General features: G+C 69.2%; 21 protein-coding genes. 8 read left to right on the forward strand and 13 right to left on the reverse strand.

Annotation, left to right across the window (positions count from 1 at the left end):
• Positions 1-66: 66 nt before the first annotated feature.
• Together AC07OZ_RS25455 and AC07OZ_RS25460 are read right to left on the reverse strand one after the other, a co-directional pair.
• A complete protein-coding gene (locus tag AC07OZ_RS25455; RefSeq protein WP_495469838.1) occupies positions 67-1,779 on the reverse strand; it encodes an O-linked N-acetylglucosamine transferase, SPINDLY family protein in 1,713 nt (570 codons plus the stop codon).
• A gap of 58 nt (positions 1,780-1,837) precedes the next feature.
• Positions 1,838-2,767: a LysR family transcriptional regulator gene (locus tag AC07OZ_RS25460; RefSeq protein ID WP_495469839.1), complete on the reverse strand. Its 930-nt coding sequence runs from the start codon at positions 2,765-2,767 to the stop codon at positions 1,838-1,840.
• Between the two features lie 240 nt (positions 2,768-3,007).
• Here AC07OZ_RS25460 and AC07OZ_RS25465 point away from each other — a divergent pair, with 240 nt between their 5' ends.
• The 5 genes from AC07OZ_RS25465 to AC07OZ_RS25485 all read left to right on the forward strand — a co-directional run bounded on the left by AC07OZ_RS25465 (position 3,008) and on the right by AC07OZ_RS25485 (position 7,942).
• Positions 3,008-4,333, forward strand: a complete 1,326-nt coding sequence (locus AC07OZ_RS25465) for an amidohydrolase family protein (RefSeq protein ID WP_495469840.1) — start codon at positions 3,008-3,010, stop codon at positions 4,331-4,333.
• Positions 4,330-5,676, forward strand: a complete 1,347-nt coding sequence (locus tag AC07OZ_RS25470; protein WP_495469841.1) for an arabinose transporter — start codon at positions 4,330-4,332, stop codon at positions 5,674-5,676. The genes AC07OZ_RS25465 and AC07OZ_RS25470 overlap by 4 nt, the downstream gene beginning before the upstream one ends.
• Positions 5,677-5,685: 9 nt before the next feature.
• Positions 5,686-6,804 (forward strand): PA0069 family radical SAM protein, encoded by a 1,119-nt coding sequence (locus AC07OZ_RS25475; protein ID WP_495469842.1) that lies wholly within the window; start codon positions 5,686-5,688, stop codon positions 6,802-6,804.
• A gap of 199 nt (positions 6,805-7,003) precedes the next feature.
• Entirely contained in the window at positions 7,004-7,501 is a 498-nt protein-coding gene (locus tag AC07OZ_RS25480; protein WP_495469843.1) for a hypothetical protein, read from the forward strand.
• Between the two features lie 18 nt (positions 7,502-7,519).
• The gene (locus AC07OZ_RS25485) at positions 7,520-7,942 is read left to right on the forward strand and encodes a hypothetical protein (RefSeq protein ID WP_495469844.1); all 423 of its coding nucleotides are present in this window, start codon (positions 7,520-7,522) and stop codon (positions 7,940-7,942) included.
• Here the strand turns inward: AC07OZ_RS25485 and AC07OZ_RS25490 are convergent, their stop codons facing one another.
• The 9 genes from AC07OZ_RS25490 to AC07OZ_RS25530 form a co-directional block, all read right to left on the reverse strand.
• Positions 7,943-9,634, reverse strand: a complete 1,692-nt coding sequence (locus AC07OZ_RS25490; RefSeq protein ID WP_495469845.1) for a phosphoethanolamine transferase — start codon at positions 9,632-9,634, stop codon at positions 7,943-7,945.
• 119 nt (positions 9,635-9,753) lie between these two features.
• On the reverse strand, positions 9,754-11,367 hold the full coding sequence (locus AC07OZ_RS25495; protein ID WP_495469846.1) for a response regulator: 1,614 nt from the start codon (positions 11,365-11,367) through the stop codon (positions 9,754-9,756).
• Between the two features lie 207 nt (positions 11,368-11,574).
• Positions 11,575-12,726 (reverse strand): molecular chaperone DnaJ, encoded by a 1,152-nt coding sequence (dnaJ, locus tag AC07OZ_RS25500; RefSeq protein ID WP_495469847.1) that lies wholly within the window; start codon positions 12,724-12,726, stop codon positions 11,575-11,577.
• A 119-nt stretch (positions 12,727-12,845) separates the two neighbouring features.
• A complete protein-coding gene (gene dnaK, locus AC07OZ_RS25505; protein WP_067275313.1) occupies positions 12,846-14,828 on the reverse strand; it encodes a molecular chaperone DnaK in 1,983 nt (660 codons plus the stop codon).
• A 162-nt stretch (positions 14,829-14,990) separates the two neighbouring features.
• Positions 14,991-15,533 (reverse strand): nucleotide exchange factor GrpE, encoded by a 543-nt coding sequence (gene grpE, locus AC07OZ_RS25510; protein WP_495469848.1) that lies wholly within the window; start codon positions 15,531-15,533, stop codon positions 14,991-14,993.
• A gap of 161 nt (positions 15,534-15,694) precedes the next feature.
• Positions 15,695-17,053, reverse strand: coding sequence for a hypothetical protein (locus AC07OZ_RS25515; RefSeq protein WP_495469849.1), 1,359 nt, complete (start codon positions 17,051-17,053; stop codon positions 15,695-15,697).
• A gap of 93 nt (positions 17,054-17,146) precedes the next feature.
• On the reverse strand, positions 17,147-17,593 hold the full coding sequence (locus tag AC07OZ_RS25520; RefSeq protein ID WP_495469850.1) for an RNA-binding S4 domain-containing protein: 447 nt from the start codon (positions 17,591-17,593) through the stop codon (positions 17,147-17,149).
• A gap of 34 nt (positions 17,594-17,627) precedes the next feature.
• Positions 17,628-19,037, reverse strand: a complete 1,410-nt coding sequence (locus AC07OZ_RS25525; RefSeq protein WP_495469888.1) for a sensor histidine kinase — start codon at positions 19,035-19,037, stop codon at positions 17,628-17,630.
• Positions 19,038-19,136: 99 nt separating this feature from the next.
• Entirely contained in the window at positions 19,137-19,829 is a 693-nt protein-coding gene (locus AC07OZ_RS25530; RefSeq protein WP_495469851.1) for a response regulator transcription factor, read from the reverse strand.
• Positions 19,830-19,990: 161 nt separating this feature from the next.
• On the opposite strand from AC07OZ_RS25530, the gene AC07OZ_RS25535 reads away from it, so the two are divergent.
• From AC07OZ_RS25535 to AC07OZ_RS25545, 3 genes are all read left to right on the forward strand, one after another.
• Positions 19,991-20,962: a Bug family tripartite tricarboxylate transporter substrate binding protein gene (locus AC07OZ_RS25535; RefSeq protein WP_495469852.1), complete on the forward strand. Its 972-nt coding sequence runs from the start codon at positions 19,991-19,993 to the stop codon at positions 20,960-20,962.
• Positions 20,963-21,098: 136 nt separating this feature from the next.
• Positions 21,099-21,623, forward strand: coding sequence for a tripartite tricarboxylate transporter TctB family protein (locus tag AC07OZ_RS25540; RefSeq protein WP_495469853.1), 525 nt, complete (start codon positions 21,099-21,101; stop codon positions 21,621-21,623).
• 19 nt (positions 21,624-21,642) lie between these two features.
• A complete protein-coding gene (locus tag AC07OZ_RS25545) occupies positions 21,643-23,160 on the forward strand; it encodes a tripartite tricarboxylate transporter permease (RefSeq protein ID WP_495469854.1) in 1,518 nt (505 codons plus the stop codon).
• Here the strand turns inward: AC07OZ_RS25545 and hemH are convergent, their stop codons facing one another.
• A complete protein-coding gene (gene hemH, locus AC07OZ_RS25550) occupies positions 23,161-24,261 on the reverse strand; it encodes a ferrochelatase (protein ID WP_495469855.1) in 1,101 nt (366 codons plus the stop codon).
• Between the two features lie 74 nt (positions 24,262-24,335).
• Positions 24,336-25,274: an adenylate/guanylate cyclase domain-containing protein gene (locus AC07OZ_RS25555; protein ID WP_495469856.1), complete on the reverse strand. Its 939-nt coding sequence runs from the start codon at positions 25,272-25,274 to the stop codon at positions 24,336-24,338.
• Positions 25,275-25,499: the final 225 nt, after the last annotated feature.

Genomic DNA, 25,499 nt, shown 5'->3' on the forward strand with positions numbered 1-25,499 from the left:
GGGGAGGCGGCGTCAACGCACGGGTGGGCGCACGGGTCAACGCCAGGAGTGTGGCGCCCGTGGCACTCAGGCGTTAGGCCGGGCCGCCCATGCGCTTGGGGTGTCGGACACCGCAGGCAGCGCTTCCGGCGGCAGACCCGCCACCGCACGTGCCCACATGCGCTCATAGAGCGCCTCCAGATCGCGCGCGAAGGCCGGCGAGTCGATCCATGCGGGAGTCGCCGGCTTCGCCCGTTCGGCTGGATCCGCCGGATCCGCTGGATCCGCTCGGCCGGCGAGCGCGCAGACTTTCTCGATGTACGCGTCTGGCGTGTCGCAGACCAGCCCGGACAAGCCGGCCTGCGCGAGGAGGCTCTCCGCCACGCGTGACGCGAAGCCGTCCCCGCGCAGCGTCACTACCGGCACACCGGCCGCGAGGGCATCGCTGGTCGTCGTGTGCCCGTTGCACGGCCAGGTGTCGAGGGCGACATCCGCCGCCGCAAGCCGGTTCCAGTGCTCGGCCATGCCCACCGGCGGCATGAACACGATCCGCTCCGGCGCGATGCCGCGCGACGCGGCTTCGGCGCGCAGTTGCGCATCGGCCTGTTCGCCGCCGCTGAGCTGCCACAACAGCGCCTGCGGCTGCCGATGCAGGATCTCCATCCACGCGTCGAAGACGGCGGGCGTGATCTTCAGCACCACGTTCGCCGAGAGCAGCACGATCGCGTCGTGCGGCAGGCCGAGCTCGGCGCGCGGCGTCGGTTCGATGCGCCGCGTCGCGTCGCCGGGTTGGTAGCAGCGCGGCAACTGGGCGATGTGTTCGGAATAGAACGGCGCATCGACGAGCGGCGTGACGACCTCGTCGCCGATGACGTAATCGATGAAGTCCGCGCCGCAGGTGCCCGGAAAACCGAGCCACGCCACCTGCACCGGCGCTGGTCGCGCGGCCAGCGCGGTGAAGCGGCTGCCGGCGGTGTGGCCTTTCAGGTCGACGGCGATGTCGACGCCTTCGGCGCGCATGCGCGCGGCGATGCCCGCGGGAGCGAGATCGCCGACGTCGATGAAGCGTTCACAGGCTGCGCGGATGCGCTGCTGCAGCGGGGATCCGTCGTCCGGGCCGTGCGAGAACAGCAGGACCTCGAAGCGCTCACGATCGTGGCGCTCCAGGACCTCGACCATCAGCGCGGCGGTCGCATGGGCGTGGAAGTCGGAGGAGAGATAACCGATGCGCAGCTTTCGCTTGGCGACGGCCTTCACCGGGGGCAGGGGTGCGATGCCGCGGCTCAGGAAGCGCGTGCTCAGCCGGGCGACCTTCAGCAGATCCGCCGCCGCGTGCGGCAGCGTGACCAGCGCGAAGGGCACGCCGAATTCATCGCCGGCGTCGTCGGGCTTGGCCCGGATGACGGCGTGCAGCGCCCGCAGGTTCTCGTCGAAGTCCGACCAGCGCGCGCACTGCTGGTCGCCATGGGCCTGGTAAGCCTGCGCCATCACGCTGTCGGGCCGCAGCGCGGCGACCGTGCGGAAGCACTCGGCCGCCTCCGCCTTCATCTGCAGCGACTGCAGCGCGAAGGCCAGTTGCAAGTAGGCATCGACATCGTCGATCTTCAGTGCCAACGCCTGCATCAGCGGGCCGACCGCGTCCTGCACGCGGCCGCTGCGCCGCAGCGACTCGCCGAGGTAGCGCTGCAATTCGTTGGACGCGACCTGCGCATGGGGCTCCAGCAGCGCGACCGCTTCCGCATAGCGGCCGCGGCCCATCTCGTCGAGGGCGTTGCGCAGCAGTTCTTTGAGGGCGTCCATGGGCGGCGATTATGAGAGCTGCGCAGAGCCGGGAAGAGCCGGGCAGAGCGGCGCAGGGTCACGCAGCGCTGGTCGACGTGGCGCAGAGCTGGATGCAGAACGCCATGAATGCCTCGACCGAGGCCGGCGGCAGCCGCCGCGACGGCCGCACGATGTGGAGCGGGAAGGTCTCGCCCGGCCAGTCCGGGAACAGCTCCACCAGTGTGCCGTCCGCGAGCAGGTGCTCGACGCTGAGCGCCAGCACCTGCGCCACGCCGGCGCCCGCGACGCAGGCCTGCACCATCGCGTCGGCATCGGTCATCGTCAGCGAGCCCGACGTGGCCACCGTCAGCTGTTCCTTCGCGCGTCCCTTGCCGCGGACGAAGATCCATTCGAACGGCCGCCCGCGCTGCGGATCGATGTACTGGAGGCAGTCGTGCTTCGCCAGGTCCGCCGGCTTGCGCGGGCGTCCGCGCCGGTCGAGGTAGGACGGCGCCGCGACCGTCAGCACGCGGTTCTCCAGCAGCTTGCGCGAGGTCATCGTCGACGCCGGCTGCGGGCCGAAGCGCACCGCCAGGTCGACGCCCTCCGCGACCAGGTCGCCGCTGCCCGGGAACTGCACCATCGTCAGCGTGAGGTCGGGATAGAGCGCCTGCAGCCGGGGCAGGGCGGGCGCGAGCACGTAGCGCGCGAACAGCGGGTTCAGGCTCACCCGCAGCGCGCCGCGCACGCTGACCGCCGCGCCGGAGACGACGTTCGCCGCCTCCTCGATGCCTTCCAGATGCGGCACCGCGTGCTCATAGAGCCGTGCGCCCTCGCCGGTGAGGTGCAGCGAGCGCGTGGTGCGATCGAGCAGCCGCACGCCCAGGCGTTCCTCCAGCCGCGACACCGCGCGGCTCACGCCCGAGGCCGACATCCCCAGCACGTCGCCGGCCTTGCTGAAGCTGCCCGACTCCACCACCGCGGCCAGCACGCTCATGCCGGCCAGCAGGCGTCCATCGATGCTCATGCGTCGCTCCCCATCGTTGAACCGTCGTCGCCCGCCTTTGGCGAGGGTTTCGCCGTCGAGCGCTTCGTCGAGCGCTTCATCGTCGAGCTCATCGTCGGTGAGTTCATCTTTGAATTTCAGCAAAGATCATTTGAGTGACTCTACCTTTATCAAAGATCCTCCGCTCCGCATCATGCGCTCCGTTGCCTCGATCCAGAGGCCATCCCCGACGTCCTCAACGCTTCCCCAACGGAGTTCCCCATGACCGATCGCGACATCCTCTTCAAGGCCGGCACCGTCATCACGATGGATCCCGCACTGCCCAACCTGGCCGTCGGTGACGTGCTGGTGCGCGACGGCCGCATCGCCGCCGTCGGCGCGGACCTGCCGGCCGGCGACGCCGAGCTCGTCGATGCCGCCGGCTGCATCGTCATGCCCGGGCTGATCGACGCCCACCACCACGCCTGGCTCGGCGTGATGCGCCGGCTGATGCCCGATGTCGACGATCTCTTCGCCTACATCGACGTGGTCGCGAGCAAGCTCGGCGCGCATTTCCGTCCACAGGACATGTACACGAGCACGATGCTGACGGCCGCCGCCTCGCTGGACGCCGGCATCACGACGATCGTCGATGCGTGCCACAGCTCGCGCAGCCCCGAGCACACCGACGCGGCGCTGGACGCGCTGAGCGCTTCGGGCATCCGCGCGTTGCACATGGTGGGCCCGGCGATGGACCAGGGCGCGTCCTCGGCGCACCTGCCAGGCGATCTGGCCCGTCTGGCCGCGCGCTGGAACGGAGCCGACAGCCGCGTGAAGGTCGGCCTGTTCGGCCAGTTGAAGCTGGACTGGTGGGAGGTCGCGCGCGGCCTGGACATGCGCATCCTGACGGAGTTCATCGGCGACCTCGCGCAGCTCGGCCCCGAATTCGCGACCCCCGGCGTGCTCGGCCCGCACAACCTCTTCAACCATTGCACGCGCGTGCCGGCGGCGACGTGGAAGCTGTTCGCGGACGCTGGCGTGAACATCACGGTGAATCCGCGCTCGGACGCGCTGTTCGGCTTCGACGATGAGACCTTCGCCTACCAGGTGGCCGTCGATCACGGCCTGAAGCCAGCGCTGGGCATCGATCTGGACACCGCCTTCGGCAGCGACCTCTTCGGTGAGATGCATGCGCTGTTCCACCAGCAGCGCGCGGCAATGCGTTATCGCCGTTTCCGCGGCGAGGCCGATGTGCCCGCGCCGATCGGCGTCGAGGACGTGCTGCGCGCCGCCACGGTCAACGGGGCGAGGGCGGCGGGACTCGAGGACCGCGTCGGCACGCTGACGCCCGGCAAGGCGGCCGACCTGATCATGGTCCGCACGCAGGGCGCGGCCGTGTTCCCGGTGACGAACGCGATCGCTACGATCGTGCAGGCGGTGGAGCGCGCCGACGTCGACACCGTCGTGGTCGGCGGGCGCTTCCGCAAGCGCGGCGGCCGGCTGGTCGACGTCGATCTGTCGAAGCTCGCCGACGAAGCGGCTGCCTCGCGCGATTTCCTCCTCGATGCCAGCGGGCATCGCGTCGACCTGTTCAAGACGGCGGCATGAGCGCCCCCGACTCCACCCCGACGCGGGCCCGTCCCGCGCCCGGCGTCATCGCGGCGCTGTTCTGCGGTTACCTCGCCGTCGGCCTGCCGCTGCCGGTGCTGCCGCTGTTCATCCATGAGCAACTCGGTTTCGATACCTTGACCGTCGGTCTCGTCATCGGGCTGCAGTTCCTCGCCACGGTGATCACGCGCGGCTACGCGGGTCGCCTCGTCGACGGACAGGGCGGACGACGCCCGGCGATGCAAGGCGCGCTCGGCTGTGCCGCAGCGGGGCTGCTGTACCTGGCCGCGGCGCTGGGGTGGTCGCATGGGGCGTCCGTGATGTCGCCGGCCGCGGTGCTGGCCGTCGTGGTCGCGGGCCGGCTGGTGGCCGGCTTCGGCGAAAGCCAGTTCGTCACTGGCTGCGTGTCGTGGTCCATCGCGTCGGTGGGACCGCAGCGCGCGGGCCTGTCGATGTCGTGGACCGGCATCGCGATGTTCGGCGCGCTCTCCATCGGCGCGCCGGTGGGGATGTGGCTGTATCGCTCCCACGGCCTGACCGCCGTCATGGTCGCGTGCATCGCTGCACCGCTGGCCGCCTGGGCGATCGCGCTGGCGACGCCGGCCTGGCGCATGGCCGGCGGCCTGCGCCTGCCGTTCCGGCGCGTGGTGGGGCAGATCTGGCGCCAAGGTGCCGCGTTGACGCTGCAGGGCGTCGGGCTGGCGGGCCTGACCGCCTTCGCGTCGCTGTACTTCGCGGCGCGCGGGTGGTCGCAGGCCGGCGTCGTGATGACCTGCTTCGGCGTCGGGTTCATCGCCGTGCGGCTGCTGCTCGGGCATCTGCCCGACCAGATCGGTGGCCGGCGTGTGGCGCTGTGGTCGCTGGTCGTCGAGGCGATCGGGCAAGGCCTGGTCTGGGGCGCGCCGCACGAAGCGGTCGCGCTGGCCGGCGCCTTCGTGAGCGGCCTGGGCTGCGCGCTGATCTATCCGGCGCTCGGTGTCGAGGCGCTCAAGCGTGTGCCGCCCGCCAGCCGCGGCAGCGCAATCGGCGCGTTCGCGGCCTTCCTCGACATCGCCTACGGCCTGGCCGGTCCGGTTGCGGGGTTGGTCGCCGGGCGTTTCGGTTTCGCGGCGGTCTACGCGCTGGGCGCGGTGGCGGCGCTGCTGGGTGCTGTGCTGGTCATCACCGGGCGTCAGCCGCATTTGAGGAGGTGCCTCGAGGAGGTGTCTGGAAGAGGCGCCTGGAGGAGGCGATGCGGGGGGCGCCGTGAAGCAGGAGAAATCGGCAGGAGGATCGAGGCGCGAACTTGCATGAATGCCGGTGGATGCCGATGGGCACTGGCATTCGTCGGCAATACTGTATAAATTGACAGTATGCCGCAAGACACCAAGATCGCATCGCCGCCGCTGTACATCCAGGCCGACGCACTGAAGGGCCGGGGCAGCGCCTGGGCGATGCCTCACCGCTTCGAATCGCGCGGGCGCGAGCAGTACGACGATGGCTGGGGCACGCTGGACCAGGAGGCGCTCGAGGAGCACGTCGCGCCCAAGACCCAGATCATCGAGGAGCATGCGAAGAAGATCGTCAGCGGCAACCAGTCGCCGGACATCGGCTTCGACCTGTCGATCAACCCCTACCGGGGTTGCGAGCACGGCTGCATCTACTGCTTCGCGCGGCCGACGCACAGCTACCTGAACCTGTCGCCGGGCCTGGACTTCGAGACCAAGATCATCGCGAAGGTCAATGCCGCCGAGCGGCTGCGGGAGACGCTGGCGTCGCCCGCGTACAGGCCCGCGCCGCTGGTGCTGGGCACGGCGACCGACGCCTACCAGCCGATCGAGCGCAAGCTCGGGATCACGCGCGCCGTCGTGGAAGTGCTGACCGAGGCGCGGCATCCGTTCTCGGTGGTGACGAAGTCCAGCGGCATCGAGCGCGACCTGGACCTGATCGTGCCGATGGCGCTCAAGCGGCAGGTGTCGGTCTACCTGTCGGTGACCTCGCTGGACCCGGCGCTGTCGCGCATCCTGGAGCCGCGCGCGGCCTCGCCGCAGCGGCGGCTGCAGACCATCAAGACGCTGGCGGAGGCGGGCGTGCCGGTGGGCGTGAGCGTGTCGCCCGTGATCCCGTTCCTCAACGAGCCGGAGCTGGAGCGCATCCTCGAAGCCGCCGCGGAAGCCGGTGCGACAAAAGCGTTCAGCATCCCGCTGCGGCTGCCGTGGGAGGTGGCGCCGCTGTTCCACGACTGGCTGCGGCTGCATCAGCCGGACAAGGCGGCGCGCATCATGGCGCGGCTGCACGACATGCGCGGCGGCAAGGACAACGATCCGCGCTTCGGCACGCGCTTCACCGGCGAAGGGATCTGGGCCGAGCTGCTGCAGCAGCGGTTGCGAAAGGCCTCGAAGCGATTGGGCCTGGGACGCGAGCGGCACCAGTTCGACTTCAGCGAGTTCCGCCCGCCGTCCAAGGTGGTGGGGCAGCAGTCCTTGTTCTGAACGGCGGCAAGACCTGGCCCCGCGTCGGCCGATCCGTCGCCAGGCGATCTGGCAATGACCTTCCTCAGTATGCGCAGGGGGAGTGACCTACCGAGATCAATGCCCCCCGATGAAACGCCCTTCGGAGGGAATGTCTTTCGAGCGCATCACGCAGAGACTGGTTGCCATTGAGTCGAGGACTCGCAATGCAGGAAGTGTGATGACAGTGCAGATCAACTACGTGAATCCGTTCAGCACGCCAGACGGACTGGTCACGATCATGGTGCGTCCGGTCCCGACTCCGGCGGAGCTGTCCGAGGGGGACGCCGTGATCGAGCTCCTGAAAGGACCGTCGCTGATCTTTGGTCCTCCGCATCTGCAAGGCGCGACGGACGCGCGCTGCCGACGCTGCTGTTGGGAAACGCTTGGCGACGCCTTTGATCAACTGGCGCGGAGGCGCGTCTCGGTGACGCATATCAGGCACCTGTTGCATCTGGCTGCGCACTTCATGGGGCGGCATGGTCTTCGTCGAGGCGGCTCTGCCGTGTTGACGCGTTTCGATCACGACAAGGTCGTCAGCATCCAGTACGAGATGCCGATCCAGGTCACCCACGACGAAGCTCAGGCGTGGACCATGGCATTCTGGGGCGAACTTTCTTACATCGACATGCTCCAGTCCGGCTTCATCTTGTCTTTCATCGACGAACCTGCGGCTTGAGCCGATTCGGAGGCGCAGATGGCCATTGGTAGCAGTGAGTTGTTTGTCTTCGCGCAGGCCTTGAGCCGCGATGGATCGGAGGTGGCGACGCGTGACGCCATCAGCCGCGCGTATTACGCGGCCTTTCATCGTTGCCGTGCCTGGGAGCAGTCTCTCCCGGAACTCGGTAGCAACGAAGGAGCTCCAGGTGGATCGCATCAGGAACTGATCAATCGCCTGAAGAATCCGTCCTGGAAATGTGGCGAAGTCCTGGGTGGGCGTTCGCGGACCAACGGCATCCAACTGGAGGTGCAACGTGATCGACGCCAGTTGGCGGACTACGATTTGGAGGAGGACGTGAGGCCTGCGGTCATGCATGACCAACTGAGTCAGGTTCGACAGCTGCTCCGGCGTTGCGATGAGCCGCTGCCGGCGTTGGCTCGGACCAAGCCTCTGGTGTGATCATCCACGCCGGCAGGCGCCCACCCAATCCCAGTCCTTGCGATAGACCGAGGTCTCCACGCCGCTGAGGCTCAGCACCGTGTGATACAGCCCGTCGTGCGACATCGGCGTATCGCGACGCTGCGTCAGGCACGTGCTGTCGAGCTTCTGCGATTGCCGCGTCTGCTCCGGCAGCCACAGGATCAGCGGCACGTGCTTCTGCTGCTTGGGCGCCAGCGCGTAGGGCATGCCGTGCAGGAACAGGTTGTTCTCGCCCAGCGATTCGCCGTGGTCCGACACGTAGAGCAAGCTCGGATCGAAACGCTGCTCCTGCGTGCCCAGCCAGTCGATCGCCTTCGCCAGCACGTGATCGGTGTAGGCGATCGTGTTGTCGTAGGCATTGCGGACCTGGTCCAGTTCGCACTGCTGCAGCGCGTTGCTGCGGCACTCCGGCTGGAAGGGCTTGCGATCGTCGGGCGTGCGCAGGTAGTAGGCAGGACCATGGCTGCCCATCTGGTGCAGCACCAGCACCACGCCACGCGCGACGCGCTGCGGATCCAGCGCGGCGATGCGCGCGTCGAGGTCGTGCAGCATCACTTCGTCGAGGCACTCGCCGTCCGCGCGGCACAGGCCCGCGGGAATCGGATGGTCCGGCCGGGCGGGATTGATGGCCTGCGCGTTGGGCACACGGTCGCAGATGCCTTTGCAACCTGACTGGTTATCCAGCCACAGCACCGCCAGGCCGGCGCGCTGCAGCACATCCATCAGCGTCTGCTGGTTGCCGGGGTGATCGACGTACACCTCGCGGCCGAGCTGCGAGAACATGCACGGCAGCGACGCCGCCGTCGACGTGCCGCAGGAGGCGACCTCGCGGTAGCTCAGCACCGGCTTCGTCGACAGCTCCGGATTGGTCGGCTTGTCATAACCGTTGAGCTGGAAGTTCTCGGAGCGCGCCGTTTCGCCGACCACCAGCAGCACCAGGGGCGGCCGGGCGCCCGCGGCGCGCGGTGTGAGCTTCGCATCGGCGGCGACGACCTCGAGCGGGCCTCTGGGCTTCTTCTGCTTCTGAGCCGCCAGCGCAGCGCTCGCCCAGATCGCGTTGATCGGGCTGACCATCTTGGTCAATGCCTTGTTGTTGCGCAGCGTGGAGGCGAGATCCGCCGTGCGTGTCGCCGCGAGCCCGACGCCCAAGGCCAGCGCCAGCGCCACGCTGGCGAGGTTCCATCCCAGCCGCTTGAACCATCGCTTGTCGGTCAGACGTTGCCGCCAGATCCAGATCAATGGGATCAGCGCGATCACCACCACATGGGCCGCCAATCCCCAGCCGATCAGGTCGCGCGTCTCGCGCACGTCCGTCTGCAGCGCGTTGGTGATCATCGTGCTGTCGATGATCACGCCGTAGCTGCCGATGAAGTAGGCCAGCGGCGCCGTCATCAGCAGCATCAGCGTCAGCAGCGGCTTCACCGCGATGCGCCAGGCCAGCAGGCTGAAGGCCGCGGCCAGCACCATGATCACGATGCCGGCGAAGACGATGATGAACAGCTTGCCTGACGCACCGGCGTAGTCCGGCATGGCCCACATCCGCTGCCACAGCGGCCAGTTGCCGAGCACACCTACCCACAGTGCGGTCAGCCACGTCAAGACCAGCGGCGAACGAGCGCGCGCGGTGCCGGCCTCGCGGGTCTGCGAGGTCGAAGAATCGGAAAACGGCATCGTGTTGTGTCAGGCCGGCAAAAAGAAACCGGCCCTTGTAGTTGTCGTACCTGAAGCTCCCCTGAAGCCCCCTTGGCGCATTCCTGAGCTTCGCCGCAGCTTAGCCCCGGAGGCCCCTTTCATCCTCTCAAGGCCATGCCGCCCCCTCGGGCGGCCTTCAGCCCCTGGCCGCTGGCCTGCACGTAGCGGCGCTGCAAATCCTCGATCCGCGGCTCCAGCGCCGCCGGGTCGGTCATCCGTTCCCGGTAACGCTTGAGCACCAGCGCCGCCATGTCGATCAGCTTGGCGTTCAGCGTCAGCGCCCCCTGGTCGACCAGCAACTGCACCCCGGTCTGCGCGTCGCCGCGCATGGCATGGCGCATCGCCGCCTCGGAGATCGCGAACACCCGCGCATTCGCGTCGCGCAGCAGTTGCGCACTGGGTTCATGCCCTTCGGCCATGCTGATCATCACCTCGGTCGCCGACTTCGAGCTGCAGAAGCGCAGGCCGAGCTGGTTCATCAGCGTCTCCATTTCGCTGAGCTCGATGTCCTGCCGCGCCATGCGCACCCACAGCGCGACCAGCAGGCTGGCGGCCTCGAGGTCGAAGTCCTCGTCGGCGACGCGTCGCGCGAACCTGCGGGCGAGCAGCAGCGCGTCCGCCAGCTTGCGTTCCATCAGCAGCCGCAGGCCCTGCATCAGCACGTCGAAACCTTGCAGGCGCTGATCGCGCGGGGCGCGCTCCATGGCCTGCGCCAGCGCATCCATCGCGTATTTGAGGCCCTTGCTGTCCTTGGCGTCGAAACGCATCAGCGCAATCAGCGCCAGACTGTGTGCATCGAACAGCTTGGAGCGCAAGCCCTGCGCCACGCTGCGTTCGAGCATCTTGAGCGCCTCATCGCGCTGCCCCGCGTAGAAGGCCAGCGTGCCGCAATGCTGCTGGCGCAGCAGGCAGCCCGGCGTCAGCGTCGCGGCGGTGCGGTAGGTCGCGAGCGCGGCCTCGATCTCGCCTTGTTCCATCTGCACGCGGCCCATCAGGTCGTAGCTGTCGGCCTGGTCGGGCATGTCGCCGATCAGCGTCTCCAGCGTGCGGCGCGCGGCGCTCAGGTTGCCGCTCGCGACCTCGGTCCGCGCCACGCCCAGCCGCGCCCAGGGCACGGTGCGCGCGGCGATGATGGCTTCATAGAGTTCTCGCGCCTCGGTGTGGCGCTCGAGGCGCAGCAGCAGCTCGGCGCCGATGCGGGCGGCGTACAGCCAGTAGGTCGCCTTGCGCTGGAAGCGCTCCAGGCAGAGGTCCGCGGCGCGGTCGAAGTCCCGCGCGTCGATCGCGTCGAAGATGCCCTTCAGTTCCAGCTTGCGATGCCGCGCGTTGGCCAGCCGGTCGGCCAGCGCCGCGCTGGTGTAGGGCTTGACGAGGTAGGCGTCCAGCGCCGCCTCGGCGGCTTCGGCGACCTTCGCGTACGAGGCCTCGCCGGTGACCATGACGAAGACGGTGGAGTAGGGCAGCAACTGCTCGCGCCGCAGTTCGTCCAGCAGATCCTGCCCCGACAGCTCGGAGCCGTCGAAGTAGTAGTCGCACAGGACGATGTCGTAGGGCTGCGTCTCCAGGATCACGCGGGCGTCGCGCACCCGCGTGGCCTGCCGCACGTGGCCGACACCGAGCTCGCGCAACTGCGCCGTCATCAGGCTGCGCGAGTTCGCGTTGCTGTCGATGACCAGCGCCTGCGTCTTGCCGAGCGTGCTGGCGAGCGTCATGGCCGAAGCCTCGCAAGACCGCGCGCGCATGTGAAAAAGCCCGCCTCCGAAGAGAGCGGGCCGGCAGCACCCCAACGAATTGTGCGAATGTCGTCAACCACGGACCGATTGTCCGCCCGGCGACTGTGGCCGACCCCCAGGGTTTGCGTGGGTGGACCGGCCTGATTCGTGAATCGCGACGGGGGTTTGGGTGTCGCTGTTGGCGATTTACTTGAAGAGATCCTTGACCCGGTCGGTCCAGCTCTTCGCGTTCGGCGAGTGGCGCTCGCCGCCGTCCTTCAGGCTCTTGTCGAGCTCCTTCAGCAACTTGCGCTGATGCTCGGTCAGCTTGACCGGTGTCTCGATGCTGATGTGGCAGTACAGGTCGCCCGGATAGCTGGAGCGCACGCCCTTGATGCCCTTGCCGCGCAGGCGGAAGGTCTTGCCGTGCTGCGTGCCTTCGGGCAGTTCGATCTCGGCCTTGCCGCCCAGCGTCGGCACTTCGATCGTGCCGCCCAGCGCCGACGTCGTGATCGACACCGGCATCGTGCAGTGCAGGTCGTCGCCGTCGCGCTCGAAGATGTCGTGCTGCTTGATGCGGATCTCGATGTAGAGATCGCCCGACGGTCCGCCGTTCACCCCCGGCTCGCCGTTGCCGGCCGAGCGGATGCGCATGCCTTCGTTGATGCCGGCCGGGATCTTGACTTCCAGCGTCTTGGTCTTCTTGATCTTGCCGGCGCCGTTGCAGGTGGTGCAGGGCTCCGGAATGATCTTGCCGGTGCCGTGGCAGTGCGGGCAGGTCTGCTGGATGCTGAAGAAGCCCTGGCGCATGTGCACCGTGCCGCTGCCGCCGCAGGAGCCGCAGGTCTTGGCGCTGGTGCCGGGTTTTGCCCCGCTGCCGTGGCAGGTCTCGCAGCCTTCCCACGACGGGATGCGGATCTGCGTCTCCTTGCCGCGCGCGGCTTCCTCCAGCGTGATCTCCATCGCGTAGCTCAGGTCGCTGCCGCGGTAGACCTGCTGGCCGCCGCCCTGGCGCCGGCCACCGCCGCCGCCCTGCTGGCCGAAGAGGTCGCCGAAGATGTCGCCGAAGGCCTCCGCGAAGCCGCCGAAACCTTCCCCGCCCTGCGCACCGCGGAAGCCCTGGTTCGGGTCCACGCCCGCATGGCCGTACTGGTCGTAGGCAGCCCGCTTCTGCCCGTCCGAGAGCATCTCGTAGGCTTCCTTGGTCTCCTTGAACTTGTCCTCGGCTTCCTTGGCACCGTCGCCCTGATTGCGGTCAGGGTGGTACTTCATCGCGAGCTTGCGATACGCCTTCTTGATGTCCTCTTCGCTGGCGTTCTTCGCGACGCCCAGGACTTCGTAATAGTCACGCTTTGCCATGGATCTTCCTGCGGGCCTCAAACCAAAACGCCGCGCGAGGCTGGCGGCCCCGCGCGGCGGCTGTCAATCGACAGCATGAGCCGTTCGCGATGCCGACTGGAAGTCGGCATGCGCGGCACTTACTTCGAGTCCTTGACTTCCTTGAACTCGGCGTCCACGACGTTGTCGTCGGCCGGCTTGGCCGAGGCCTGTGCGCCAGCAGCTTCCGCGTGCTCGGCACCCGCCGCGCCCGCGGCACCGGCCGCGCCAGCACCTGCTGCCGCCTGGGCCGCCTGCGCCTCGGCGTAGACCTTCTCGCCCAGCTTCTGGCTGGCGGTCATCAGCGCTTCGGTCTTGGCGTCGATGTCGGCCTTGTCCTCGCCCTTGATGGCTTCTTCCAGGTCCTTGATCGAGGCTTCGATCTTTTCCTTCTCGCCGGCGTCCAGCTTGTCGCCGTGCTCGGTCAGCGACTTCTGCACCGAATGCACCAGGCCGTCGGCCTGGTTCTTCGCCTGCACCAGTTCGACCTTCTTCTTGTCCTCGGCGGCGTTGGCTTCGGCGTCCTTGACCATCTTCTCGATCTCGCCCTCGGACAGGCCGGAGTTCGCCTTGATGGTGATCTTGTTTTCCTTGCCGGTGCCCTTGTCCTTGGCGCCGACGTGCAGGATGCCGTTGGCGTCGATGTCGAAGCTCACCTCGATCTGCGGCAGGCCGCGCGGCGCCGGCGGGATGCCTTCGAGGTTGAACTCGCCCAGGCTCTTGTTGGCCTGCGCCAGTTCGCGCTCGCCCTGGTAGACCTTGATGGTCACGGCGGGCTGGCTGTCCTCGGCGGTCGAGAAGGTCTGGCTGAACTTGGTCGGGATGGTCGTGTTCTTCTTGATCATCTTCGTCATCACGCCGCCCAGGGTCTCGATGCCCAGGCTCAGCGGGGTGACGTCCAGCAGCAGCACGTCGGTGCGTTCGCCGCCCAGGACCTGGCCCTGGATCGCGGCGCCGACGGCCACGGCCTCATCGGGGTTCACGTCCTTGCGCGGGTCCTTGCCGAAGAACTCCTTGACCTTCTCCTGCACCTTGGGCATGCGCGACATGCCGCCGACCAGGATGACGTCGTCGATCTCGCCGACCGACACGCCGGCGTCCTTGATCGCCGTGCGGCAGGGGGCCATCGTGCGCTCGATCAGCTCGTCCACCAGCGACTCCAGCTTGGCGCGGGTCAGCTTGATGTTCAGGTGCTTCGGACCGGTGGCGTCGGCCGTGATGTACGGCAGGTTCACGTCGGTCTGCGACGAGTTCGACAGCTCGATCTTGGCCTTCTCGGCGGCTTCCTTCAGGCGCTGCAGGGCCAGCACGTCCTTGGTCAGGTCGACGCCCTGTTCCTTTTTGAACTCGGCGATGATGTAGTCGATGATGCGCTGGTCGAAGTCCTCGCCGCCGAGGAAGGTGTCGCCGTTGGTCGACAGCACTTCGAACTGCTTCTCGCCGTCCACGTCCGCGATCTCGATGATCGAGATGTCGAAGGTGCCGCCGCCCAGGTCGAAGACCGCGATCTTGCGGTCACCCGCGCCGTGCTTGTCCAGGCCGAAGGCCAGGGCCGCGGCGGTGGGCTCGTTGATGATGCGCTTGACGTCCAGGCCCGCGATGCGGCCGGCGTCCTTGGTCGCCTGGCGCTGCGCGTCGTTGAAGTAAGCCGGCACCGTGATGACGGCCTCGGTCACTTCCTCGCCGAGGTAGTCCTCGGCCGTCTTCTTCATCTTGCGCAGGACTTCCGCGGAGACCTGCGGGGGCGCCAGCTTCTTGCCGCGCACTTCCACCCACGCGTCGCCGTTGTCGGCGGCGGCGATGGTGTACGGCATCAGGTCGATGTCCTTCTGGACTTCCTTCTCCTGGAACTTGCGGCCGATCAGGCGCTTCACCGCGTACAGCGTGTTCCGGGGGTTGGTGACGGCCTGGCGCTTGGCCGAGGCGCCGACCAGCACTTCGCCGTCTTCCTGGTACGCAATGATGGACGGGGTGGTGCGGGCACCTTCCGCGTTCTCGATGACGCGGGTGGTGTTGCCTTCCATGACCGCGACGCACGAGTTGGTCGTGCCCAGGTCGATGCCGATGATCTTCTTCTTAGCCATGTGGTGCTCCTGAATTTGAAAACTGGCGGAACGGTCAGCGGGGGGCGCTTCAAGCGCCTCCTTGGCGGCTCATCGGATGAGCGGCTGAAACAACGTTCCGGGATGCTTCTGATCTGTGGATAACTTGTCCGGGTTCAAGGGCCCGGTTGTTCTTTTGGAGGGTTATTTCGGCGCGGTCACGGTGACCAGCGCCGGACGCAGCACGCGGTCGGCGATCAGGAAACCCTTCTGCAGCACGGCCACGACCGTGTTGGGGTCCTGCTCGGCCGGCACCACCGAGATCGCCTGGTGCTGGTGCGGGTCGAACTTCGTGCCGGCGGCGGGATTGATCTCCACCACCTTGTTGCGCTCCAGCGCCGCCTGCAGCTGGCGCAGCGTGGCGTGCACGCCCTGGAGGACCTGCTCGACGCTGGCGTCGGGCAGGGCGATGGCGGCGGACAGGCTGTCCATCACCGGGAGCATCGCCTCGGCGAAGCCCTCGACGGCGAACTTGCGGGCCTTGGTCGTGTCCTCCTCGCCGCGGCGGCGGGTGTTCTCGACTTCGGCCTTGGCGCGCAGATAGGCGTCGGACATCTCGGCCAGGCGGCGCTCGGTGTCGGCCAGCCGGGCTTCGAGGGTCTCGGGAACGGCGGCAGCGGCCGCGGCGGCGGCTTGCTGGGTCAGTTCGTCCAGCGTCGGATCAGGTTGTTGATGGTCGGTCGTCATGGTTGGAATGCCCAAATGCGGATGCCCGGGCTCCTCTGGGGGAGCGCGGCCGGCCTCTGGACGAGCCAGCTTGCGTCGGGCGACCCGCCGCATCTGAGGCCCATGGCCGGAACTTCAAGAGGGTGATTTTCGCATCCGGGAACGGGCAAACCCCAGGCCTGCTAACGGAGCTGGCGAAGTGCGAGCGTTTCGATGGGGGAGGGCCGGTCAGGCCGGCGCTCGAGGGGCGCCTGCTGGCGCTCCAGCCGGGCGCGATCGCGTGCGTTGACGGCCGGCAGTCCGCGGAAGTAGGGACCGACCGCCGCGCCGACGCCCACGCCCAGTTCGATCGCCTTGCCCGCGCGATGGACCCAGTTCAGGGGCTCGCGGCGGGTGCCGGCACCCGCCAGGTTGACCAGCAGGCCCAGCAGGCCCAGCAGCCAGGTCGACGCGACGAACAGCCGGATGCGGTCCGCGGCGCCCCGGCAGACGTTGCCCAGGCCGTTCCGCCTGCCGGTCCCGGTGAAGCGGGGCGGCAGCGGCGCGGTCTTCTTCACCTCGAACAGGGGCACCCGCACGAGGGGCGCCGGACCGTCGCCGGCGTGGGCCGCGTCCGGAACCCGATGGCGTTTTCCGGCCATGAGCGTGCCGGCGGCCAGGCCGGTGGAGGCGCCGGCCGTCAAGGACACCGCGGCGGAGATGCCGATGTCCGGCAGGACGCCGATCGGTGACATCCCGAGCGCGGTGCCCCTCACGGCGTTCAGCACGCCGAAGGCCGCGGCACCGCTGCGCACGTGCGTGGTCCCGTCGATGTGGCCGGTCTCCCTCTGGGCGTGCTCAAGCTCCCGGCGGAGCCGGACCACGCCGGCCATCCCATACGGCGTGCCAGTCTCATCCCGCAACCCGGCCACACGGTCGGGGATGAGTTCCTCGGGCGGGATGGCCACCAGTTGCCGGCTGGTCAACGCCGCGATCCTCGGCGCGACGACGCTGGCCAGCGTCGCGCAGAGGCCGCCGCAGATCGTGGCGCCCAGCCATCGGCCGGTGGCGATCGCGGCGATCTGCGCCAGGTTGTGATCGGTGTCCTGGTCGACGTAGTTGCGGTCCTCGCCGATGCCCAGCGGCTGCTCCGTGTCGAAGAGGCGGCGGACGCCGAGCTCGGCCAGCGCGCCGCCCATCCCCCGGCCCAGTCCGAAGCCGAACGCGGCGGCGCCGCCGATGGACACCGCGAGCGCGACGATGGCCCTCAGCACCTCGGGGTTGCCGGGCGACATCGTCGTGTCGCCGAGACGGATCGCGTTGAAGCGCGACACGGGGTCGGGCCGGCTCGCGAGGTCCAGGATCCTGGACCGGCAGCTCGCGGGGACGAAGCCGCGACCTCCTGTGCGGATGTCGGGAGGGGGCGTGTCGTGAGGACCGGGGTCGGGCATCCGCTGCGCTGCCGGAGTCCTGTCCCCGGCGGCGCTGCCGGCGTCGTCGATGTCGTCCTCATCCGACGACGAAAGGCCGCGATAGGCCTGCTGCCCCTGGACACCGATCATGTCGCCCCCGCTGATCACGCCACGGCGGGCCGGTCGGCCGCGCCGGTGCCCCACCGGGCGGCGCAGGCCGCATGGGATCGGCGGAACGCGGCGTCAGTCCAGGCTGGCGGACCAGCGGTTCCAGTCCGCGAGGCGGCGCCGGTCCTGCTTGGTGGGGCGGCCCTGCTCGATGGCTTCGGCCGGTTCAGGCGCGAGGCGACGGGCCTCGGCGGCGCGCTCGCGCGCGGCGATGCTGTCGGGCGTCTCCTCGTACAGCGCCTGTGCCACCGGCGCCGGGCCGCGCACGTGGCTGAGCCCGGCCACCTTCACCTCGCGATCGACCTGACCCTGGCGCAGCTTCACGAGGTCGCCGACGCGCACCTCGCGCGAAGCCTTCACCGCCTGCCCGTTGACGGTCACGCGGCCCTTGCCGATCTCGTCGACCGCGATCGAGCGGGTCTTGAAGAAGCGCGCGGCCCAGAGCCATTTGTCGAGGCGCACGCCGGCGGGGCCGGAAGGGGCTGCGGTGCCGGCGGAAGAGGAGCGGGCGGAGGAAGACATCAGCGTCGATTGTCCTATGGCGAGTTGCGGCGAGTCATGACGAGGTCGTTTCGGGCGATGGTGCCGCCGGCAACCGGACCACGGCGTCCAGGCCGGCGATGACCCCGTCCCGTTCGCGGTTGTCCAGCGCCAGCGTGCCGCCGAGCGAGCCGACGATCTCGCGGCAGATGGCAAGCCCGAGGCCCGAGCCGCCGCCGGCACCGGTCGCGAACGGTTGTCCGAGCTTGGGCCGCAGCGCCGTCGCGATGCCGGGGCCGCTGTCGGCGATGCGCAGTTCGACGCCGCCGTCCAGGCCCGCGACCTTCGTCACCCGCAGTTCCAGCCGTCCGCCGCGCGGGCAGTGCCGCAGGGCGTTGTGCAGCAGGTTGCGCACGAGTTCCCGCAGCGCCCACGCATGGCCGCGCACCGGCGCGGGTTCGGTGAAGAGCTCGAAATCGAGTTCCGCGTCGGCGATCAACGGCGCGAGGTCGAGCGCCACCTCGCGCACCGCCTCCGCCAGGTCCAGCCGCGGCGGATCGCCCTGCTGCCGCAACTGCTCGACCTTGGCCAGTGCCAGCATCTGGTTGGCGAGCGCGGTGGCGCCGTCGACGGTGGCGCCGATCTCGTCGATCGCCTGCGCCAGCGGCAGGTCGCCGCGCCGTGCCGATTGCACCTGCGCCTTGAGCACCGCCAGCGGCGTGCGCAGCTGATGCGAGGTGTCGCGCACGAAGCGCTGCTGGTGGGCGAACAGGCCGGCCTGCCGATGCCAGGCCTCGTTGATCGCGATCACCAGCGGTGCGAGTTCCGCGGGCACGCCCGGCATGGGCACGGGACTGAGGTCGTCGTCCGCGCGCTCCCCGATGGAGCGGCTCAACTCACGCACCGGCCAGGTCGCGAAGAGCACCACCCCCCAGACGACGATGGCGATCACCGCCAGCAGCGCCGCCTGCCGCCACAGCGTGGAGATCAGCACCTGGCGCGCCAGCGTGCGCCGGATCTCCAGCGTCTCCGCGACCTGGATCGTCGCCACGCCCAGGCCCGCCTCGCCCGAGACGGGCTGCTTCAGCACCGCGACGCGCACTTCCTCGCCCTGGTAGACATCGTCGTAGAAATCGACCAGCGCCGCATAGGCGCCGCGGTCGGGCAGCTTGCCGTGCCACGCGGGCAGGTCGTCGAAGCCCGACACCCATTCGCCCTGGAAGCCGGTGACGCGATAGAACATGCGGCTGCGGTTGTCCGCTTCGAAGGCCTCAAGCGCCGCGTAGGGGACCTCGGAGACGAGTTGCGGATCCTCGCGCGTGCCGTGCACGTCGAGCTGTTCGCCGATGGTCTTCGCGGACGCGAGCAGCGTGCGGTCGTAGGCCGTGTCGATGGCCTTGAGCGCGTCTTCGTAGAGCCGGTGCGCGTTCGCGGCGATCAGCAGGCCGACGGGCACCAGGATGCCCACCAGCAGGCGGCTGCGCATCGAGGAGAGCCAGCGCCGGCGCGGCCGCGGCGAGGACTGCGTCTGCGATTGCGTCCCTGCGGGCGTCGCGCGGTCCGGCCCTTGGATCACTTCGTCCACTCAGTCCGGCGCCTTGAGCAGGTAGCCCAGGCCGCGCAGCGTCACCAGCCGCGCGCCGTCCGCGGGCAGCCGCTTGCGCAGCCGGTAGGCGACGACTTCGACCGCGTCCGGTTGCACGTCGAGGTCGTCGGCGAAGACGATCTCCGTCAGCCGCTCCTTCGCCACCGCCTGGCCCGGGCGCGCCAGCAGGGCGCGCAGCAGCGCGGCCTCGCGCGGGGGCAGGTCCAGCGGTAGCCCGAGGTGGTAGATCGCGCCGCTGTCGGCATCCACGCGCAGGCCGTGGAAGGACTCGTCCTCGTGCCCCGCGGCGCCGCCCGTCGATCCCGCCGCGCCGCGGCTGCGACGGGCGAGGGCGCGCACGCGGGCCTCGAGTTCGTCGAGGTCGAAGGGCTTGGGCAGGTAGTCGTCGGCGCCGATGTTCAATCCCAGGATGCGGTCGCCCACCGTGCCGCGCGCGGTCAGGATGATCACCGGCGTCGTGAGCTGTTCGGCACGCGCGGCCGACAGCAGCTCCAGTCCGTCGATGTCGGGCAGCGACAGGTCCAGCAGCACGACGTCCGGCGGCAGCGCGCGCCAGCGTTCGAGCGCCACGCGGCCCTCGGCGAACACGTGCACCTGGATGCCGCGGCGTTCGAACGACCGCGCCACCGTGGTCTGCAGCGCGGCGTTGTCCTCGACGAAAAACAGCCTCATGCCCGGCAGTGTCCGCCACGCACTGATCGGCAGCCGCTCAGGGTCAACCCTGAGCTTCCCGACAGCCGAATGAAAGCCGCCGTGTGCAGGATTCACGCCTACAACGACGACCGGGTGCGCGCTCTGCCCCGGTGACGAGATCTACAACAGGAGACATGAGCATGCGTCGAGACCAATTCCTGAAGTCCGCGGCCGCCTTCGCCGCGCTGGGCGCCACCGGCGCGCTGCCGCTGAGCGCGCAGGCCGCTGCGGCGGCCCTGAAGATCCTGGTGCCCGCCAACCCGGGCGGCGGCTGGGACATCACCGGCCGCGCGCTGGGCAAGGCCCTGCAGGACGCGGGCGCCGCGGGCGCGGTGACCTTCGAGAACAAGGGCGGCGCCGCTGGCGCGATCGGCCTGGCGCAGTTCGTCAACGCCGCCAAGGGCGACCCGAACGCCATGATGGTGATGGGCGCCGTGATGCTGGGCGGCCTGATCACCAGCAAGCAGCCCGTCACGCTGACGCAGGCCACGCCGATCGCGCGCCTGACGAGCGAGTACAACGTCTTCGTGCTGCCGGCCAACTCGCCGTTCAAGACGATGAAGGATGTCGTCGAGGCGCTGAAGAAGGATCCGGGTTCGGTGAAGTGGGGCGGCGGTTCGCGCGGCGCCACGGAGCACATCGCCGCGGCCATGCTCGCGCGCGAGGTGGGCGTCGACGCGACCAAGATCAACTACGTCGCCTTCCGTGGAGGCGGCGAGGCCGTGGCCGCGATCCTGGGCGGCAACGTCAGCATCGGCGGCAGCGGCTACAGCGAGTTCCAGGCCTACATCGAGAGCGGCAAGATGCGCCCGATCGCGATCACGGCGCCGCAGCGCATCAAGGGCCTGGACATTCCGACGATGAAGGAGCTCGGCTACAACGTCGAGATCGGCAACTGGCGCGGCGTGTACGGCGCGCCCGGCATCACGCCGGCGCAGCGTCAGACGCTGATCGACCTGGTCGTGAAGGCGACGAAGTCCAAGGCCTGGACGGAAGCGCTCGAGAAGAACGGCTGGACGCCGGCCGTGCTGACCGGCAAGGACTTCGAGACCTTCGTCGACAACGAGTTCGCCTCGCTGCGCGCCATCATGCACAAGTCAGGCATGGTCTGATCCACCCACCCCCTACCGGCTTCGCCGGCCCCCTCAAGGGGGCGAGCCCGGTGGCCTGGCGAAGCCAGTTCCACGGGCTCCGCTTGGTAGAAACGGCGCGGCCGCTATCGACTTGACTCTGGACCGGGAGGTCCCCATGACTGACTCCACCGAGCAGGCCACACCCGGCCCGTTCTATCAAACCTTGGTCGGTGCTGCGGCGATGGTCGTCGGCGGCGTGATGGCCTTCGGCGCCGTCGCGATCCCGGCCGACGCGGGCTATTCGGGCGTCGGCCCGAATGCGCTGCCCTGGTTCATCGCCGTCGCGCTGCTGGTCTGTGGCGCCTGGCTGATCTGGGAGTCGCGCAGCGGCGGCTTCCGCTCGATGGAGCCGCCGTCCGGCGCGCCGAAGGCCGACTGGCTGTCCGCCGCCTGGGTCGTCGGCGCCGTGATCGCCAACGCGTCGCTGATCACGACGATCGGTTTCGTCCTCGCCTGCACCCTGTGCTTCGTGCTGGCCGTGCGCGGCCTGCGCCGCGCCGAGGGCAAGGGCCACGGCGGCGTGCGCCAGATCGTCATCGACACCGTCACCGGCCTGCTGATCGCGGCCCCGGTGTTCTGGCTGTTCAACAAGCTGCTCGCGCTCAACCTGCCCGCCATCACGGCCGGCGGCTGGCTGTAAGCCTCACCGGAGTTCCGACATGCAAGACCTCTGGACCCACCTGATGGGCGGTTTCGCCACGGCCGCCTCGGGCGTCAACCTGATGTGGGCCTTCGTCGGCTGCGCGCTCGGGACCGCGATCGGCGTGCTGCCCGGCCTCGGCCCGGCCGTGACCGTCGCGATGCTGCTGCCGATCACCGCGCAGGTCGACCCGACCGCGTCGATGATCTTCTTCGCCGGCATCTACTACGGCGCGATGTACGGCGGCTCGACCACGTCCATCCTGCTCAACACCCCGGGCGAGACCGGCACCATGGTGACCGCGCTCGAGGGCTTCAAGATGGCCCGCCACGGCCGCGCCGGCGCGGCACTGGCGACGGCGGCGATCGGCTCGTTCTTCGCCGGCACGTTCGCGACCGTGCTGGTGACGCTGTTCGCGCCGGTGCTGGCCGACTTCGCCGTGCGGCTCGGTCCGCCGGAGTACTTCTGCCTGATGCTGCTGGCCTTCACCACCGTCAGCGCGGTGCTCGGCCAGAGCACGTTGCGCGGACTCACCGCGCTGTTCATCGGCTTGGCGATGGGCGTGATCGGCCAGGACCAGTTGACCGGCCAGATCCGCTACACGGCGGGCGTGCCCGAGTTCATGGACGGCATCGAGACGGTGCTGGTCGCGGTGGGCCTGTTCGCGGTGGGGGAGACGCTCTACGTGGCGCTCTATGAAGGCCGCAGCAACCTGACGATGAACACCATGGGCCGCGTGCACATGACGCGCCAGGAATGGAAGCGCTCGATCCCCGCGTGGATGCGCGGCACCGCGCTCGGTTTCCCGTTCGGCGTGATCCCCGCCGGCGGCACCGAGATCCCGACCTTCCTCAGCTACGCGACCGAGCGCAAGCTGTCCAAGCACAAGGAGGAGTTCGGCACCGTCGGCGCCATCGAGGGCGTGGCCGGGCCGGAAGCCGCCAACAACGCGGCCGTGACCGGCACGCTGGTGCCGCTGCTGACGCTGGGCATCCCGACCTCGGTCACCGCGGCCATCCTGCTGTCTGCGCTGCAGAACTACGGCATCCAGGCCGGGCCGCAGCTGTTCGAGACCTCGTCGGGCCTGGTGTGGGCGCTGATCGCGTCGCTGTACATCGGCAACGTGATGCTGCTGGTGCTCAACCTGCCGCTGGTGGGACTGTGGGTGAAGCTGCTGCGCATCCCGCGCGCGCCGCTGTACGCCGGCATCCTGATCTTCGCGACCGTCGGCGTCTACGGCATGCGCCAGAGCGCCTTCGACCTCTACGTGATGCTGGCCATCGGCCTGCTGGGCGTGGTGATGCGGCGCTTCGACTTCCCGACCGCGCCGGTGGTCGTCGGCATGATCCTGGGCCCGCTCGCCGAAGCGCACCTGCGCAACGGCGTCGCGATCGGCGGCGGCAGCTTCACCGTCTTCTTCGAGCGTCCGATGTCGGCCACGCTGATGGGGGTTGTGCTCATCGTGCTGCTGCTGCCGCGGGTGATGAAGTGGATGAGCGCCCGCAAGGCGCGTCAGCACGCGGCGGCGATCGGCTGATCAGCGCGCCGCGCCGGCGGTCAGCGCCGAGTCGCGCTGACGGGCGAGGGCGGCAGCCTGCGCCTCATCGGGCACTGCCGTCGTCGGCCAGCCCTGCAGGTGCTGCTCGGCGATCGCCGCCAGCGCGCGGATGTGGCCGGGGCGGTCGTTCAGGCAGGGGATGTAGCTGAAGCGCTGCCCGCCGCTGTGCAGGAAGGCCTCGCGCGCTTCCATGTCGATCTCTTCCAGCGTCTCGATGCAGTCGGAGGAGAAGCCCGGGCAGATCAGGTCGACCGACTTCAGCCCGCGGCTGGCGAGCTCGCGCAGCGTCGGCTCGGTGTAGGGCTCCAGCCAGCGCGCCTTGCCGAAGCGGCTCTGGAAGGTCACCTTGTACTGCGCGTCGGAGAGGCCCAGCGCCTCGGCCAGCAGCCGGCCGGTCTTCAGGCATTCACAGTGGTAGGGATCGCCCAGCGCCAGCGTGCGCGCGGGCATGCCGTGAAAGCTCATCACCAGCAGTTCACCGCGGCCTTCGGTCTTCCAGTGGGCCCGGACGCTGTCGGCGAGCGCGGCGATGTAGCGCTTGTCGTCGTGGTACCGGTTGACGAAGCGGAACTCCGGCACATGCCGGTGCGTCAGCGCCCAGCGCGCCACGTCGTCGACGACGCTGGCGGTCGTCGCGCCCGAGTACTGCGGATACGCCGGCAGCACCAGCACGCGGGTGGCGCCCTCGGCGCGCAGCACGTCGAGCTGCGAGGCGATCGACGGGTTGCCGTAGCGCATCGCGTGCAGCACCTTGACGCGGTGGCCCTGTTCACCGAGCTGACCTTGCAGCAGCTTGGCCTGCTTCGTCGTCCAGACCATCAGCGGCGAGCCGTCCTTCGTCCAGATGCTGGCGTACTTCTTCGCCGACTTCGCCGGCCGCGTCCGCAGGATCACGCCGTGCAGGATGGGCCACCACGCGGCCTTGGGGATCTCGATGACGCGCGGGTCGGACAGGAACTGCGCCAGGTAGCGGCGCGTGGCCTCGGGCGTCGGCGCGTCGGGCGTGCCGAGGTTGACCAGCAGCACGCCGATGGTCGGCGCGCGTCCGTGCACGTGATCGGGTTCGGGACGGAAGCTCATCCGGCGTGGGGGCGAAGGCCGCGAAAAGAGGGAGGAAGGAAGGGGAGGGACGGGGCGCGCGAGGGACCGGCGACTCAGAGCCCGCGTCGCAGCAGCGCCGGCGAGGCGGCTTCGGCCAGGTGCAGCACCTCGAAGCGCACGGTCGGGGCCTGCGACTCCGAGGCCGCGCCGCCGAGACCGATCGCGCCCGCGCCGTGCAGCGTGCAGGAACCGCGGCGCAGGCTCAGCGTCTGGCCGCCGGCGCCGAAGCGCACGAAGGTGCCGTTGTAGCTGAGGTCGGTCAAGCTGAAGCTGCTGCCCTGCCAGTCGATGCGCGCATGCGACCGGCTGACGCGGACGTCGGTGATGCAGTAGGTGGCCTGCGTGCTGCGGCCCAGCACGACCGGCATCTGTTCGATGTCGAAGACGCGGTCCAGGTCCTGCCAGACCAGGCGGATGCCTTCCGGCGCCACGCTGCGGGCGATCTCGCCGAACTGGGTCGCGCCCGGATCGCCGGTGCCCTGGTCCAGCACGTAGATGTGGACCGGCTCGGCGCGGCCGCGCACGCTGATGTGGTCGAGGCTGCGGAAGCGCGCCTTCTGCGCGTTGGTCAGGCCGTTCACGACCTCGGCCGTCACGACGGTCTCGCCGTCGCCCGCGTGGTCGAGCAGCCGGGCCGCGACGTTGACCGCGTCGCCGAAGCAGTCGCCGTGGATCTCGACGACCTCGCCGCGCGCCAGCGCGATCTGCAGGTGGGTGTGGCGCAGCCGCTCGCTGCGCGCCGACGACTTCAGCAGCAGCTCCTGCATCCGCATCGCGGCCTTGATGCCGTCGCGCGGATTGTCGAAGGCCGCCATCAGGCCGTCGCCCAGCGTCTTGATGATGTTGCCGCGGTTCTCTTCGACCGCCTGGCCGGTCAGGGCGACCGTCTGCGTCACCAGCCCCGAGGCTTCCGCGTTCCCCAGCGTCTCGAACAGCGCCGTGCTGCCGCGCAAGTCGGCAAACAGGACGGTGCGCTCGCGGATCTGGGTCATCGGCCTGACAGGGGACAAGATGTGATGGAAGTCTCAGTGTAGCTGCGCCACCCCGGGCGTCACGTGGTGATAAGCCCTCGCCTCGGGGGCATGTCGGCCCCGGTGCGACACCTCCCCCCAACGGGCGGGCGAATGCCGTACGTGCTCCGGGACGGCGGGGGTCCGAAGGGGGCGGCCCCAATGAAAAAACCGGCCAGCGTCCGAGGACGTGGCCGGTCTTTCTGG

Source organism: Roseateles sp. GW821-FHT09G03 (genome assembly GCF_059416045.1).